Origin of the sequence: Pseudomonas sp. TH39(2020), assembly GCF_016650715.1 — a bacterium.
Classification (GTDB): domain Bacteria; phylum Pseudomonadota; class Gammaproteobacteria; order Pseudomonadales; family Pseudomonadaceae; genus Aquipseudomonas; species Aquipseudomonas mandelii_C.
Genome location: NZ_JAEKFF010000008.1, coordinates 806,709 through 820,650, shown reverse-complemented (window position 1 = coordinate 820,650; position 13,942 = coordinate 806,709). Strand labels below are relative to the sequence as shown.

At 59.8% G+C, this 13,942-nt stretch carries 15 protein-coding genes; 8 read left to right on the top strand and 7 right to left on the bottom strand.

Annotation, left to right across the window (positions count from 1 at the left end):
• Positions 1-82: 82 nt before the first annotated feature.
• The 3 genes from JFU47_RS32050 to JFU47_RS32040 form a co-directional block, all read right to left on the bottom strand.
• The gene (locus JFU47_RS32050) at positions 83-640 is read right to left on the bottom strand and encodes a Smr/MutS family protein (protein ID WP_008146127.1); all 558 of its coding nucleotides are present in this window, start codon (positions 638-640) and stop codon (positions 83-85) included.
• A 75-nt stretch (positions 641-715) separates the two neighbouring features.
• Entirely contained in the window at positions 716-1,036 is a 321-nt protein-coding gene (locus JFU47_RS32045; RefSeq protein ID WP_056740391.1) for a hypothetical protein, read from the bottom strand.
• A gap of 131 nt (positions 1,037-1,167) precedes the next feature.
• Positions 1,168-1,758, bottom strand: a complete 591-nt coding sequence (locus JFU47_RS32040; protein WP_201188374.1) for a cysteine hydrolase family protein — start codon at positions 1,756-1,758, stop codon at positions 1,168-1,170.
• A gap of 240 nt (positions 1,759-1,998) precedes the next feature.
• On the opposite strand from JFU47_RS32040, the gene prmB reads away from it, so the two are divergent.
• Positions 1,999-2,907 carry a 50S ribosomal protein L3 N(5)-glutamine methyltransferase gene (gene prmB, locus JFU47_RS32035; protein WP_201188372.1) on the top strand — a complete coding sequence of 303 codons (909 nt, stop codon included), beginning with the start codon at positions 1,999-2,001 and terminating at the stop codon, positions 2,905-2,907.
• Between the two features lie 117 nt (positions 2,908-3,024).
• On the opposite strand, the gene JFU47_RS32030 is transcribed toward prmB, so the two are convergent.
• Both JFU47_RS32030 and JFU47_RS32025 read right to left on the bottom strand, forming a co-directional pair.
• The gene (locus JFU47_RS32030) at positions 3,025-3,816 is read right to left on the bottom strand and encodes a hypothetical protein (protein WP_201188369.1); all 792 of its coding nucleotides are present in this window, start codon (positions 3,814-3,816) and stop codon (positions 3,025-3,027) included.
• Between the two features lie 131 nt (positions 3,817-3,947).
• A complete protein-coding gene (locus JFU47_RS32025; RefSeq protein WP_201188367.1) occupies positions 3,948-4,946 on the bottom strand; it encodes an alpha/beta hydrolase in 999 nt (332 codons plus the stop codon).
• A gap of 83 nt (positions 4,947-5,029) precedes the next feature.
• Here JFU47_RS32025 and aroC point away from each other — a divergent pair, with 83 nt between their 5' ends.
• From aroC to mtnC, 5 genes are read left to right on the top strand one after another with little or no spacing between them, the layout of a single operon-like run.
• Positions 5,030-6,121 (top strand): chorismate synthase, encoded by a 1,092-nt coding sequence (gene aroC, locus JFU47_RS32020; protein ID WP_008146116.1) that lies wholly within the window; start codon positions 5,030-5,032, stop codon positions 6,119-6,121.
• Positions 6,122-6,155: 34 nt separating this feature from the next.
• Entirely contained in the window at positions 6,156-7,301 is a 1,146-nt protein-coding gene (locus tag JFU47_RS32015; protein ID WP_201188365.1) for an MFS transporter, read from the top strand.
• Entirely contained in the window at positions 7,298-7,924 is a 627-nt protein-coding gene (locus JFU47_RS32010; RefSeq protein ID WP_140894238.1) for a methylthioribulose 1-phosphate dehydratase, read from the top strand. The genes JFU47_RS32015 and JFU47_RS32010 overlap by 4 nt, the downstream gene beginning before the upstream one ends.
• A 20-nt stretch (positions 7,925-7,944) precedes the next feature.
• Positions 7,945-8,490: a 1,2-dihydroxy-3-keto-5-methylthiopentene dioxygenase gene (locus JFU47_RS32005; RefSeq protein ID WP_201188364.1), complete on the top strand. Its 546-nt coding sequence runs from the start codon at positions 7,945-7,947 to the stop codon at positions 8,488-8,490.
• 4 nt (positions 8,491-8,494) lie between these two features.
• Positions 8,495-9,178 carry an acireductone synthase gene (mtnC, locus tag JFU47_RS32000; RefSeq protein WP_201188362.1) on the top strand — a complete coding sequence of 228 codons (684 nt, stop codon included), beginning with the start codon at positions 8,495-8,497 and terminating at the stop codon, positions 9,176-9,178.
• 126 nt (positions 9,179-9,304) lie between these two features.
• Here the strand turns inward: mtnC and JFU47_RS31995 are convergent, their stop codons facing one another.
• On the bottom strand, positions 9,305-9,583 hold the full coding sequence (locus tag JFU47_RS31995; RefSeq protein WP_123366261.1) for a DUF3509 domain-containing protein: 279 nt from the start codon (positions 9,581-9,583) through the stop codon (positions 9,305-9,307).
• A 344-nt stretch (positions 9,584-9,927) separates the two neighbouring features.
• On the opposite strand from JFU47_RS31995, the gene JFU47_RS31990 reads away from it, so the two are divergent.
• Together JFU47_RS31990 and JFU47_RS31985 are read left to right on the top strand one after the other, a co-directional pair.
• On the top strand, positions 9,928-11,766 hold the full coding sequence (locus tag JFU47_RS31990) for a long-chain-acyl-CoA synthetase (RefSeq protein WP_201188360.1): 1,839 nt from the start codon (positions 9,928-9,930) through the stop codon (positions 11,764-11,766).
• Positions 11,767-11,877: 111 nt separating this feature from the next.
• Positions 11,878-12,396 (top strand): ankyrin repeat domain-containing protein, encoded by a 519-nt coding sequence (locus JFU47_RS31985; protein ID WP_056740408.1) that lies wholly within the window; start codon positions 11,878-11,880, stop codon positions 12,394-12,396.
• A 185-nt stretch (positions 12,397-12,581) separates the two neighbouring features.
• Here the strand turns inward: JFU47_RS31985 and JFU47_RS31980 are convergent, their stop codons facing one another.
• On the bottom strand, positions 12,582-13,922 hold the full coding sequence (locus JFU47_RS31980; protein WP_201188358.1) for a substrate-binding domain-containing protein: 1,341 nt from the start codon (positions 13,920-13,922) through the stop codon (positions 12,582-12,584).
• Between the last annotated feature and the right edge of the window lie 20 nt (positions 13,923-13,942).

The following is a 13,942-nucleotide window of genomic DNA, read 5'->3' as shown; positions in this document are numbered from 1 at the left end:
CGGCATACCTATACTGAGTGGTCGGCCAGTAGCCAAACCAGTGCGGTGGCGGACACGATGCTGCAAGCGTGGCGCAACCGCTTTACTCGTCGCGACCTTCCATCATGGTCCGTTTGAGCATCACATAAACTGCTCCGGCGCCGCCGTGTTTCGCTTGGCACGAGGTGAAGCCGAGCACTTGTGAATGTTGGCGCAGCCAGGTGTTGACGTGGCTTTTGATCATCGGCCGCTTGCCGTCCAGACGCACAGCCTTGCCGTGGGTGACGCGCACGCAGCGGATTTCGAATTTGGTCGCTTCGGCCAGAAACGCCCAGAGGGTTTCCCGAGCCTTTTCCACGCTCATGCCATGGAGGTCGAGGCTGCCTTCGAACGGGATCTGTCCGATCTTGAGCTTGCGCATCTGGCTTTCCTGAACACCGTCACGCGCCCACATCAGCTCGTCTTCCGGGCCAACATCGATGACGAACTGATCGGACAGCCCGTCAACGGTGGTGGCATCGGTGCGCACAGTGGCGGCCTGACGCAACTTGGCGATTTGCGCGCGGTCAGCTTTGGGTTTGCCGGTTTCGGCGCGATCGTGTTTGATCGGCTTGACGCCTTGGATCGCGCTTTTGAACAGGGAAAAATCGTCGTCTTGCATGTCAGCCTCCGCGAAGGGCGGCCAGTTTACCCAACTCGAGGCGAATGAGGCGCGAGAAAACGCGCAACGCTCGGCTCAGTCGTGCTTTTTCATCAAATGCGGGGAGATGTTCAACTCTTGCGACTGCCGCGAGCGGCGACGGCAGCGACGCCACAGCCACACGCCGAGGTACAGCACGAACAGGCCGATCGCCAGAATCACCGCCGAACCGACCCGGTTGGTATTCAACTCGCCCAGGGCGGGTGCGTGGCCAAGCAGGCTGGCTATGCCTGCCATCGCCAGCAACACACCGCTCATCGACAGCAAGGCAGCAAATGCCGCGCCGATTCGAAAACGCCAGTTGCGTTGGCCTTTGGGCCGCAAGCGGCGAGCGTCAAAACCATCGGATAACTTCATTCCGACCTTCCTCAATGGGTATCGGCCCTTCGACCGGGAGTTGACCGGGATGTTCCTGAGGCTAAGACAATTACAGCAAATGATTGGCTTTTGTGGATGAGCGGCGGCATGGACCGCTCATCGAGCGTCGATCAGATCAGGCCGTTAGTCAGCGCGAGGGTGGCAAAGTTGTCCGCCATGATCGCCATTTCGGTCTGCTGTACGTGATCTGCGCTCAATACGCCGCCCTTGTAAGGCAGGTCGCGAGTCGCGCAGGCGTCTTCCACCAGCGTGCAACGAAAGCCCAGGTTCTTCGCGGCGCGCACCGTGGTGCTGACGCTGGAGTGGCTCATGAAACCGCATACGATCAGGTCCAGCGAACCGAGATTCTGCAGGCGTTCCAGCAGTTCGGTGCCGTGGAAAGCACTCGGCAGCAATTTACCGATGATGGTTTCGTCGCCCTGTGGTTCCAGGCCAGGGATGAACTCACCGCGCTCACCTTGTGGATCGAACAGCCCACCGACGGTACCGAGGTGGCGGACATGGACGATCGGCCGGCCGGCTGCACGGGCAGCGGCCACCAGTTGCTTGATGTTCGCGACGGCAGCATCCATGCCGCTCAAGGCCAACGGGCCGCTGAGGTATTCTTTCTGGGCATCGATGATGACAAGGGTCGCATGGCTCAGAACGGCAGCTGCATAACCGCGGCCGCTGAGTTGAAACATCGTTTTTGGAACGGACATTCTGGGGCTCCTTCGGGTGGGGCTTTTGCGACATTGTCCTCTGGCTGAGCGCTTCTGTGAATCGCTACCATCGTAGGCGCCGTCTTTGCTGGCTCGCAGCCTTGTCAATAGGCCAATTTTGTTCAATAGCCAACTGAAAAAATAGAATAGTCCTACATTTGCCCCGGTAGTTTTCTCGCGTCGTCGAGACGCGTTTTGGCTGTTAGAATCGCCAGTCGTTTTTTTTGGAGTTTGCCCCCCGTGATCACTTCCCGACTTCGTACCCTGCGCGACCATATCCGTTGGGCCGTCAGCCGCTTCCATGGGGAGGATCTGTTTTTCGGCCATGGAACCGACAACGCCTGGGACGAAGCGCGTCAGTTGGTGTTGGGTGCCTTGCACCTGCCGTGGGAAATCGCCGACAGTTACCTCGACTGCAATCTTGAAGAAGACGAGCTGGTCAAGCTGCAACGCATGCTCAAGCGTCGTATTGAAGAACGCATTCCTACCGCCTACCTGTTGGGTGAAGCGTGGTTCTGCGGCATGTCGTTCATTGTCGATGAGCGCGTATTGATCCCGCGCTCGCCGATTGGCGAACTGATCGAAAAGCGTTTCGAGCCGTGGCTGGGCGCCGAACCTGCGCGGATTCTCGACCTGTGTACCGGCTCCGGCTGCATCGGTATCGCCTGTGCCTATGAATTCCAGAACGCTGAAGTGGTGCTGGCCGACCTGTCGTTCGAAGCACTGGAAGTGGCCAACCAGAACATCGAGCGCCACGGCGTCGATGAGCGGGTGTACACGGTGCAGGGCGATGGGTTTGATGGTTTGCCGGGTCAGCGTTTTGACCTGATCGTGTCGAACCCGCCTTACGTCGATGCGGAAGATTTCGCCGACATGCCGGACGAATACCAGCACGAACCGGAGCTGGGCCTGGCCTGCGGTGATGATGGTTTGAACCTGGTGCGTCGCATGCTCGCCGAAGCGGCGGATCACCTGACCGAGAAGGGTTTGCTGATTGTCGAAGTGGGCAACAGCCAGGTTCACGTCTCGGCGCTGTACCCGGAAGTCGACTTCGCCTGGCTTGATTTCGAGCGCGGTGGACATGGTGTGTTCATGCTGACGGTGGAACAGTGCCGCGATCATCAGGCGCTGTTCGCTTCCCGCGTTTAACCCGTAATGATCGTTCCCACGCTCCGCGTGGGAATGCAGCCCGGGACGCTCCGCGTCCCAAAAGCGGACGCAGAGCGTCCATTGAGGCATTCCCACGCAGAGCGTGGGAACGATCAGTTAGCGGTGTGTGGCAATCCAGATCAACAACCCCGCCTGAAACACCGCAAACGCCACCAGGCAGGTAATGGTAAAGCGCAGTCCGGTGTCTTCGCGCTTGTACTTGCTGACTTTTTCTTCGTGTTTCTTGAGTTTGACTTCCTGCTCGGCCAGATTTTGCTCGGCTTGCTGGAGCATCTGCGCCGCCTCAAGAATTTCCACGACCTGCAGTTTTTCCGTACTCCAGTCACCCAACAGGTCACCGACCTGCACTTCTTTGACGCTGCCCTTCAAATGCTGGGCGTCGGCGTAGATCACATCAAAACCATGCATCCGCAAAAAGTGATCGCGGCGCAGACGAGTGTCTTCGTTCAGCGCATCCTTGTTGTTCAGGTCTGTGCCGTCGACGGTGTAGCCGGGCCATCTCTTTTTCGCCCAGGTAATGCCATGAGCGGCCATGAAGCGACCGATGCCACGGTTCATCGGTTCGATCTGCAAACCGCTGTCAGGCCCGAAATGCACGCGCTTGGTGGCGTGATCGACCCACACGTCCAGATGATTCTGTTCCTTGCGCACGCGCTGGCCGGGTAGCGCAATGCTCATGCGCATCAGGCTGTGTTCCTTGTTGTTGCGCTCGGCGTAACCGAATTCAACAAAGCGTAGCGGCCGTCCACCGGTGTTGCGGTCGGTCTGCAATGGTGCCAGACGGAGCATCTTGTGGTGCTCGGCGTGGACGTCCGCCCACGGCAGCTCGACCGCTGGTGGTGCGTCTTTTTCAGCAGTGGTGTCGGGTGAAGTCTGGGTATCAGTCATAACGGCGAGATCCTGTCCAAGCTCTGCTTGCCGCCAGTCATGGCGCTGGCGACAAAGGCTTATCGGCCGTTTTTTTCAGGACTGGAGGGTTAGGGGGCGTTCTCAACCAGTTTTCACGCCCCTAACACCGCTTAACTGGTGCGAAGTCCGTCAATAAACCCGAGGATTCGCGTGCCGAGTTCGGCCGCCAGTGGCAATTGCGGATCTTTGTAAGAGGCCAATTGCCGTTTTACATCGTTGGGCACGATGCGCATCACGTGGTTCATGCCTTCGATCAGCGCCAGCTCGGCGTCCGGTTTGGCGGCCTTCAACAGCTTGGCATCACCGACGCCGACCTGGATGTCGTTGCTGCCCTGGATGATAAGAGCCGGCATCTTCAACTTGGCGAACGCCGCCGCCGGGTCCTGGCGGAAAAGCGAAATCAGATACGGCTGCACGCTCGGGCGGAAAATCACCTGCAACTGCGGCGGCACGTTGTCGTCGGTGTGGCCGGCCTTGAGGCTGTCGAGCAGTTCATTGCTGCGCAGCATCAATGCTGGCGGCAGGCGATTGCTCAATTGTTGGCGCAGCACCTGATCGATTGGCCGGGCGCTGCCGGACATGGAGATGACCGCGGCGGCGTCCAGGCTCGGCGCCGCGAGGCTGGCGATCAATGCGCCTTCGCTGTGGCCCAGCAGGATCAACTGGCCAAAGCGCGGGTCGGTTTTGAGCTTCTGGCCCCAGGCCTCGGCGTCGGCCACGTAGGCTTCCACCGACAGATTGCGTTCGTCGGGGGTCGCCGCAAGGCTCGCCGCCACGCCGCGTTTGTCATAACGCACGCTGGCGATGTTGTGTTTGGCCAGTACCCAAGCGAGACGCTTGAGGCTGTCGTTGCGTCCGCCGTCGGGGTTGTTTCCGTCACGATCTGTAGGACCGGAGCCGGAAATGATCAGGACAACCGGTACCGGTGTGTCGGACTTGGGCAGCAATAACGAGCCGAAAAGCTCGCCGGTGCCGGTGTCCAAGGTGATCGGGCGTTGCAGGACAGTGGCCTGTACAAAGCCGGTAAACAGGGTAAGGCTCAAGGCTATAACTCGCAGCATCATCACGCCATCATGAACAAGATGCCGGTTGGACTCGCAGGCACCCATAAGGTTCGAGGATGAACTAGTTGGGTAGCCTGCGTATACTGGCGCGCATTACGTATTTGGTTCGAATTCACGGAGCGTCCTGCATGTCCGGCAATACCTACGGCAAGCTGTTCACTGTCACCACCGCGGGCGAAAGCCATGGTCCGGCGTTGGTCGCCATTGTCGACGGCTGCCCGCCGGGCCTGGAGATCTCTCTGGAGGATCTGCAGCGTGACCTGGATCGCCGCAAACCCGGCACCAGCCGCCACACCACCCAGCGCCAGGAAGCCGACGAAGTCGAAATCCTCTCCGGCGTGTTCGAAGGACGCACCACCGGTTGCTCCATCGGCCTGTTGATCCGTAACACTGACCAGAAGTCCAAGGATTACTCAGCGATCAAGGACCTGTTCCGCCCGGCCCACGCCGACTACACCTATCACCACAAATATGGCGAGCGCGATTACCGTGGCGGCGGCCGCAGCTCGGCCCGTGAAACGGCCATGCGCGTGGCAGCCGGTGCGATTGCGAAAAAATACCTGGCCACTCAGGGCATCGTCATTCGTGGCTATATGAGCCAGCTCGGCCCGATCGAAATCCCGTTCAAGACCTGGGATTCGGTGGAAGAGAACGCTTTCTTCAGCCCTGATCCGGACAAGGTCCCGGAACTGGAAGCCTATATGGACCAGTTGCGCCGCGACCAGGATTCGGTTGGCGCGAAGATCACCGTAGTCGCTGAAGGCGTAATGCCGGGCCTCGGCGAGCCGATCTTCGACCGTCTCGATGCCGAACTCGCTCACGCGCTGATGAGCATCAATGCGGTCAAAGGCGTGGAAATCGGCGCCGGTTTCGCCAGCGTTGCCCAACGTGGCACCGAGCACCGCGATGAAATGACCCCGCAAGGTTTCCTCAGCAACAACGCGGGCGGCATTTTAGGTGGCATTTCGTCGGGTCAGCCGATCGTCGCGCACCTGGCGCTCAAGCCAACCTCGAGCATCACCACGCCGGGTCGTTCCATCGACATCCATGGCAACCCGGTGGAAGTCGTCACCAAGGGGCGCCATGACCCGTGCGTCGGCATCCGCGCCACACCGATCGCGGAAGCGATGATGGCCATCGTGCTGATGGATCACCTGTTGCGTCACCGTGGGCAGAACCTGGACGTGCGCGTGAGCACGCCGGTGCTGGGTCAGCTTTAATGGCTGACCTCAACGCCGCTGCGGTCTGACGACTATGGCGGCGCTCCCGTACTGGCGGCTCTCCAGTTTCTATCTGTTCTATTTCGCCTTGCTCGGTTCGACAGCGCCGTTTCTGGCGCTGTACTTCGATCACTTGGGCTTTTCCAGCGCGCGCATCGGCGAGCTGGTGGCGATCCCGATGCTGATGCGCTGCGTGGCGCCGAACATCTGGGGCTGGCTCGGTGATTACACCGGCCGACGCCTGGCCATCGTGCGCTTCGGTGCGGTCTGCACGCTGCTGACGTTTTCGCTGATTTTCGTCAGCAAGACCTACGCCTGGCTGGCGATGGTCATGGCCTTGCACGCGTTTTTCTGGCACGCGGTGTTGCCGCAATTCGAAGTCATCACGCTGGCGCACTTGCAGGGCCAGACTAACCGTTACAGTCAGATCCGCCTGTGGGGTTCCATCGGTTTCATCATCACCGTGGTCGCCCTTGGCCGATTGTTCGAATGGCTCAGCCTCGACATCTACCCGGTGGCGCTAGTGCTGATCCTGGCCGGAATCGTGGTCAGCAGCCTATGGGTGCCCAACGCTCAACCGATTCAAAGCGAACGGTTGGCGGGAGACGGTTTTCTCAAGCAGTTGCGCAGTCCCGGGGTGTTGGCGTTTTACGGTTGCGTGGCGCTGATGCAGATGAGCCACGGTCCTTACTACACCTTTTTGACCTTGCACCTGGAGCGACTCGGGTACAGCCGTGGGCTGATCGGCGTGCTCTGGGCGGTCGGCGTGGTCGCCGAAGTCTTGATGTTTCTGGCCATGAGCAAAATCCTCGCGCGATTCTCCGTGCGACGGGTGTTGCTGGCGAGTTTTCTGCTGGCGGCGTTGCGTTGGTTGCTGCTCGGTTCGTTCGCTGAGTTCCTTTGGGTGCTGTTGTTTGCCCAGGTGCTGCACGCGGCGACGTTCGGCAGCTTTCACGCGGCTGCCATCCAGTTCGTGCAACGTAGCTTCGGCGCGCGCCAACAAGGGCAGGGCCAGGCGTTATACGCCGCACTGGCCGGCACCGGCGGCGCACTGGGCGCGTTGTATTCCGGCTATAGCTGGAATGCTCTCGGCCCTGCATTGACCTTTAGTATTGCCAGCCTCGCAGCCTTCGCGGCAGCCGTTATCATTGCCACACGTATGCAAGAGGACAGGCCATGAGCCTCACCCGTGAGCACCTCGCCCAGGAAATTATCGATGCCGGGCGTTTTCTGTATGGCCGCGGCTGGTCGCCGGCCACCAGCAGCAACTACTCGACGCGCCTGTCGCCGACTGAAGCGTTGCTGACGGTGTCCGGCAAGCACAAAGGCCAACTCGGCCCCGACGATGTGCTGGCCACCGATCTGTCCGGCAACAGCCTGGAACCGGGCAAAAAACCGTCCGCCGAAACCCTGCTGCACACCCAGCTCTACAGCTGGCGCCCGGAGATCGGCGCGGTACTGCACACGCATTCGGTGAACGCCACGGTGCTGTCGCGCCTGACGCCGCAAGACTTCATTGAATTCGAAGATTACGAACTGCAAAAAGCCTTTAGCGGCGTATCGACCCACGAATCCCGGGTGCGCGTGCCAATTTTCGACAACGACCAAGACATTGCGCGCCTGGCCGCCAAGGTGCAGCCTTGGCTGGACGCCCATCCCGATTGCGTCGGCTACCTGATCCGCGGCCATGGTCTCTACACCTGGGGTGCGCGCATGAGCGATGCACTGCGGCAGATCGAGGCCTTTGAATTTTTGTTCGAGTGCGAGTTGAAGACGCGCTCGCTCTCGAACCATAAAGCATGAACCGTTAAGGAGTTGCCCTGATGAGCAGCCTGTCCGTTTACCACGTCTCAAGCCCCGACTTGCCTAACAAGGTGCTGACGCACTTCGAAGACATCGCCTCGACCCTGGCCGAGCAGGGCGTGCGCTTCGACCGTTGGCAAGCCACGGCGAAAATCCAGCCCGGCGCCAGTCAGGAAGAAGTGATCGCCGCGTATCAGGAGCAAATCGACCAGCTGATGACCGAACGCGGTTACATCACCGTCGACGTCATCAGCCTGAACAGCGATCACCCGCAAAAAGCCGAATTGCGCGCCAAGTTTCTCGACGAACACCGGCATGGCGAAGACGAAGTACGATTTTTCGTCGCCGGTCGTGGCTTGTTCACCCTGCACATCGACGATTACGTCTACGCCGTGCTTTGTGAGAAAAACGACCTGATCTCGGTACCGGCCGGCACCCCGCACTGGTTTGACATGGGCGAGCATCCGCATTTCGTCGCGATCCGTCTGTTCAACAACCCTGAAGGCTGGGTGGCCAATTTCACCGGCGAAGACATCGCCAGTCGCTTCCCGCGTCTTGAGGACTGAGGCGATGCCGATCAAGGCGATTCTCACCGACATCGAAGGCACCACCAGCGCGGTGAGTTTTGTGTTCGACGTGCTGTTTCCCTACGCTGCCAAACACTTGCCGGATTTTGTTCGCCAGAACGCCGCGCGTGCGGATGTTGCCGAGCAACTGGCCGCCGTTCGCCGGGATACCAACGAGCCGAACGCCGACGTCGAGCGGGTGATCGACATTCTTTTGAACTGGATCGCCGAAGACCGCAAAGCCACGCCGCTGAAAGCGTTGCAAGGCATGGTCTGGGAACAGGGTTATCAGGCCGGAGAGTTGAAAGGCCACGTTTACCCGGACGCCGTTGAAGCGCTCAAACGCTGGCATCAGGATGGCTTCAACCTGTTTGTTTATTCTTCGGGGTCGATTCAGGCGCAAAAACTGATCTTCGGTTGTTCGCAGGCCGGTGATTTGTCGCCGCTGTTCGGCGGCTATTTCGACACCACCTCGGGGCCCAAGCGTGAAGCGAAGTCCTACGAGCGCATTACCCAGGCCATTGGCCTGGACGCTTCGCAGATTCTGTTTCTGTCCGACATCGTCGAGGAACTGGACGCGGCGCACACGGCGGGAATGGCGACGTGCGGGCTGGCCCGAGAGGGCGGGGAGCTGGCGGGGCATGTGACCGTCGACAGCTTTGAGCGGATCGATCCTTCTACTTTTTAAGACCAAGGCACATAACCTGTGGGAGCGAGCCTGCTCGCTCCCACATGGATCGGCGTACCGTCAGAAACAACTCAGGCCGTGAAGCGAAAGCTTTCACGGCCTGTTTGTTTACAGCGTTTGAACGGTTTAAACCGAATGATACGTCGGCAGGGCAAACCGCTGCTGGCTTTGCAGCATGGAAATCTGCGGCAGTTCACTGGCCTGTTCGGCGATGTCACGGCGAATCGCACTGATCACCCAGGACAGCTGATCACCCGCATGCAATTGCTGGTACGAAATCGAGCGTTTGAAGACTTTGCCGTCGGTGCTGCTCAAGGTCAGCAGAATGCCGCCGTCCGGACGTGGCTGGGTGGTCACTTCGAAGTTGGAGAACAGGGACGTAAATTTTTCTTGGATCAGGTTCATGTCTATCGGCTCCGTTAGCTCTTGAATGGCAAGCATGCAGAGGTAGTTGCAGTGATTGTGCCAGCACCTGATTTTTTAAAAATCCTTATATATCAGTTAGTTAGTTTTCTGGTGTTTTTGCGCTTTCGTGCAATCTGCATGAATGGCCATCGTGCATCCTGCATTTTGCGTGGTCGACATCGATTCGATGGAACCAATTGCCCGGCGCAAGCTCGCGATGTCGAATGCCGCAGCCGTGGATACAAATCATTTCAAAAACCGCGTGTACAGCTCAAGAACCGCTGACGTATTTTCGGCCTCAATCAACGCCGCCCGAACAATAAAAAGATCGACCGGGAGCAACCATGAGCCGCACTCCGCACGACACGATTACCTGGGGCATGATGCTCCGCAAGCTGCCTTCCATTGCCAAAGCCATTCCTCGCGTGGTGAAAGGCATGAAAGCCGCCAACGTCAAGGACCCGACCCAACCGTGTGGCCTGGGCTGGAGCTTCGAGCAAGCGACGTTGCGCAATCCCGACGGCCCGGCATTGCTGCAGGGCGAGGTGGCGCTGACGTATGCTCAGGTCAACCAATGGGCCAATCGCATTGCCCATCATTTGATTGCCCAAGGCATCCGCAAGGGCGATGGGGTGGCGGTCTTTATCGAGAATCGCCCGGAACTGCTGGTGACGATTCTGGCGGTGGCCAAGGCCGGCGCGATCAGTGCCTTGCTCAATACTTCGCAGACCCGCGATACCCTGGCTCACAGCCTGAACCTGGTGGCACCCGCGGCGATCATTGTCGGAGAAGAGCTGGTGCCGGCGTTTTCGGCGGTTCGCCAACGGGTGTCGATCGAGGCGGCGCGCACCTGGTTCGTCGCTGATCGAGACACCTTCAGCCATCCGGGCATTACGCCCGACGGGTTCATCAACCTGATGACCGCCAGTGCCGACAGCTCCAGCGCCAACCCCGCCAGCAGTCAGCAGGTTTTTTTCGACGACCCTTGTTTCTACATCTACACCTCGGGCACTACCGGCTTGCCCAAGGCCGGGGTGTTCAAGCACGGCCGCTGGATGCGCAGCTCTGCAAGTTTCGGGCTGATCGCTTTGGATATGCGCCCGGAGGATGTCGTCTATTGCACCTTGCCGCTCTATCACGCCACCGGGCTGTGCGTGTGCTGGGGCTCGGCGATCAGTGGCGCCTCGGGCTTTGCCATTCGCCGCAAGTTCAGCGCCAGTCAATTCTGGAACGATGTGCGCAAGTACCGCGCGACCACCCTTGGTTACGTCGGTGAATTGTGCCGCTACCTGGTGGATCAACCGCCCAGCGCCGAGGACAGCAAGCACCGCGTGACGAAGATGATCGGCAATGGCCTGCGTCCCGGCGCGTGGGGCGAGTTCAAGACGCGCTTCGGGGTGAACCATATCTGTGAGCTGTACGCCGCCAGCGACGGCAACATCGGCTTCACCAACATCCTCAACTTTGATAACACCGTCGGTTTTTCCCTGATGTCATGGGAGTTGGCGGCGTACGACCACGACAGCGGCGCGCCGATTCGGGATGCCAGGGGCTTCATGCGCAAAGTCGCCAAAGGCGAGCAGGGGCTGTTGCTGGCGAAGATCGACGACAAGGCGCCGCTGGACGGCTACACCGATCCGCAGAAGACCGAAAAGGTTGTGCTGCACGACGTGTTCGAGAAGGGCGACCGTTACTTCAATACCGGTGACCTGCTGCGCAACATCGGTTTTGGTCACGCGCAGTTTGTTGACCGGTTGGGTGATACCTACCGCTGGAAGGGCGAAAACGTCTCGACCACCGAGGTCGAGAACATCCTTTTGCAACACCCGAATATTTCCGAAGCCGTGGCCTACGGCGTGGAGGTCCGCAACACCAACGGCCGTGCCGGGATGGCGGCGATTACGCCAGCGGAGTCCCTGGCGACCCTGGATTTCAGTGAACTGCTGGCCTTCGCCCGTAAGCAAATGCCCGCCTATGCGGTGCCGTTGTTCCTGCGGGTGAAGGTGAAAATGGAGACCACGGGCACCTTCAAATATCAGAAGACCCGGCTTAAGGACGAAGCCTTCGACCCCGGCAAAACCGGCGATGATCCGATCTATGCCTGGCTGCCAGGGACCCAGACTTACGTGCAGGTCACTCCGCAGTTGCTGGCGGATATTCACGACGGCGCTTTTCGTTATTGAATGCAGCGCTATTGAATGTGGCTATGGCCTTCCATGAGAAAAAAGAAGTGACAGCCTCGGGGCTGCTCGGGAAACTGTCGGCTTTGCGAATAACAGAACGTGGAGTCCCCAATGTCAGACCAAAGCCGCCAGATGTCCCCCGAAGAAGCCGCTGAATTTGCCGAACAGGTATTCAACAAAGCGCGCGAGGGCGATGCGGCCATGATGGCTGCGCTGTTGACCAAGGGCCTGCCGCCGAACCTGCGTAACCACAAGGGCGACACCTTGCTGATGCTGGCCGCTTACCACGGCCATGTGGAGACGGTAAAAGTCCTGCTCGAACACAAGGCCGACCCGGAAATCCGCAACGACAACGGCCAGAGCCCGATTGCCGGTGCGGCGTTCAAAGGTGACCTGGCGGTGGTCAAGGCACTGGTTGAAGGCGGCGCGCAAGTGGAAGGTTCGTCGTTCGATGGTCGCACTGCGCTGATGATGGCGGCGATGTTCAATCGCGTGGAAATCGTCGACTACCTGATCAGCAAGGGTGCCGACCCGAAAGCCAAGGACGCCAATGGCGTCTCGGCGCTGGATGCCGCCAAGACCATGGGCGCGGTGGACACCACGGCGCAGTTGCAGAAACTGCTCGGCTGATCTCCGCCGTGTAGCAGCTGTCGAGCTTGCGAGGCTGCGTTCGGCTGCGCAGCAGTCGTGAAATCGGGCGATGTGGTCTTTCAGGTAGATCGCATGCGCAGGGTTTGCGACGGCTTCGTCCGAACGCGGCCCGCGCCGAACGCAGCCTCGCAGGCTCGGCAGCTGCTACACACGCACACACGCCTTCAATACACCCACACCTCAACCCGCCGATTCTTGATTCGCCCCTCATCCGCGCTATTGGCCGCTACTGGCATCTCTGCGCCAAAACCACGAATCTCGCGAAACACCACACCGCTTTTCACCAGTTCCCGCCGTACCGCCATGGCGCGCAGTTTCGACAGCAGGTCGGCCCGGGCCGGATCACTTTTGGCGTCGCCAAACCCCACCAGCGTCACCTGCCGATTGGTCTTCTCGTGCTGCTGTATATAGTCGAACACCCGCGACAGGTCCTGCCGGGCCTTGTTGTCCAGCGTCGCACTGCCTTCTTCGAAACGGAAATTCACGGTCAGTCGCTGGGCGTGACGGCTGAGCGCCTGATAACCCTCCGGCATCAATGCATTCGGCGTGACCGTCATGGCCTGGACGGTCTGGGCGATAAAACCATTGGCCGCAACAATCGCCTGGCCCTTGCTGCTTTGGGCGAACGCCACCAATGCGTCGGCCCAGGGATTTTTCCCATTGGGCAGCAGGTAAAAGAACAGCCGGCGCGACAACGGATAATCTTCCGTAGCAATCAGGCTGTTGAGCGGCAACATGGCTTGGGATTGGCCATCGGCAATCGCCACGGCTTTGGCCTGACGCACGTAAGGCAGGCCGATGAAGCCGATACCTTGCGGGTCGAGGCTGACCGCGTCGGACAATTGCTCGCTGGATTCGAACCGTTTCGCAGCGCTGCTCAGCGTTTTCCCACGACGGCTGAGGACCAATTCCTTGAACGTGTCATAGGTGCCCGATTGGTCGTCCCGCGCATAGAGATGAATCGTCCCACCGGTGCCGCCGAGTTCTTCCCAGGTTTTTGCCTCGCCGCTGAAAATTCGCGCCAGTTGTTCGGTGTTCAGTTCGCCCAACGGATTTTGCGGATGAACAATGATCGCCAGGCCATCGATGGCGATGACTTGCTCGGCACCGGGGCTTTTAAAGTCGCCCAGGCGGGCGAGGTCTGCCCGTTCGCTGTCCTTGATCGGGCGCGAGGAGGCGGCGAGGTCGGCGGCGGCGGTTTTCAGGGCGGTGAAACCGGTGCTGGAACCGTGGGCCGCGACGTCCACCGCGACCCGGCGGCCCTCAACGGTTTCGCCGATGACGCGCAGTTCGTTGGCTTTGTCCGGGGCCTCGCTGTGAATCTTGAGCAGGCCCTGTTCGCGCATCAACCCCTCAACCAGCGCCGGTCCCAATGCCGCGCCAATGGTGTTGGAGCCCTGGATGCGCAGCACCGGGCCAGCCTCGGGCGTCGGCAAATCGCCAGCCGACGCGGTTTGCGGCAGCCAGGCGCACAGCATCAACAGGAACAACACGCGCAGCGTCATGCCGGCACCTTATAAGCCAA

Excerpts from the sequence above, each read along its gene's own strand:
- JFU47_RS32050 (WP_008146127.1), bottom strand. The coding sequence starts at position 640 with ATGCAAGACGACGATTTTTCCCTGTTCAAAAGCGCGATCCAAGGCGTC.
- JFU47_RS32045 (WP_056740391.1), bottom strand. The coding sequence starts at position 1,036 with ATGAAGTTATCCGATGGTTTTGACGCTCGCCGCTTGCGGCCCAAAGGC.
- JFU47_RS32040 (WP_201188374.1), bottom strand. The coding sequence starts at position 1,758 with ATGTCCGTTCCAAAAACGATGTTTCAACTCAGCGGCCGCGGTTATGCA.
- JFU47_RS32030 (WP_201188369.1), bottom strand. The coding sequence starts at position 3,816 with ATGACTGATACCCAGACTTCACCCGACACCACTGCTGAAAAAGACGCA.
- JFU47_RS32025 (WP_201188367.1), bottom strand. The coding sequence starts at position 4,946 with ATGGGTGCCTGCGAGTCCAACCGGCATCTTGTTCATGATGGCGTGATG.
- aroC (WP_008146116.1), top strand. The coding sequence starts at position 5,030 with ATGTCCGGCAATACCTACGGCAAGCTGTTCACTGTCACCACCGCGGGC.
- JFU47_RS32015 (WP_201188365.1), top strand. The coding sequence starts at position 6,156 with ATGGCGGCGCTCCCGTACTGGCGGCTCTCCAGTTTCTATCTGTTCTAT.
- JFU47_RS32010 (WP_140894238.1), top strand. The coding sequence starts at position 7,298 with ATGAGCCTCACCCGTGAGCACCTCGCCCAGGAAATTATCGATGCCGGG.
- JFU47_RS32005 (WP_201188364.1), top strand. The coding sequence starts at position 7,945 with ATGAGCAGCCTGTCCGTTTACCACGTCTCAAGCCCCGACTTGCCTAAC.
- mtnC (WP_201188362.1), top strand. The coding sequence starts at position 8,495 with ATGCCGATCAAGGCGATTCTCACCGACATCGAAGGCACCACCAGCGCG.
- JFU47_RS31995 (WP_123366261.1), bottom strand. The coding sequence starts at position 9,583 with ATGAACCTGATCCAAGAAAAATTTACGTCCCTGTTCTCCAACTTCGAA.
- JFU47_RS31990 (WP_201188360.1), top strand. The coding sequence starts at position 9,928 with ATGAGCCGCACTCCGCACGACACGATTACCTGGGGCATGATGCTCCGC.
- JFU47_RS31985 (WP_056740408.1), top strand. The coding sequence starts at position 11,878 with ATGTCAGACCAAAGCCGCCAGATGTCCCCCGAAGAAGCCGCTGAATTT.
- JFU47_RS31980 (WP_201188358.1), bottom strand. The coding sequence starts at position 13,922 with ATGACGCTGCGCGTGTTGTTCCTGTTGATGCTGTGCGCCTGGCTGCCG.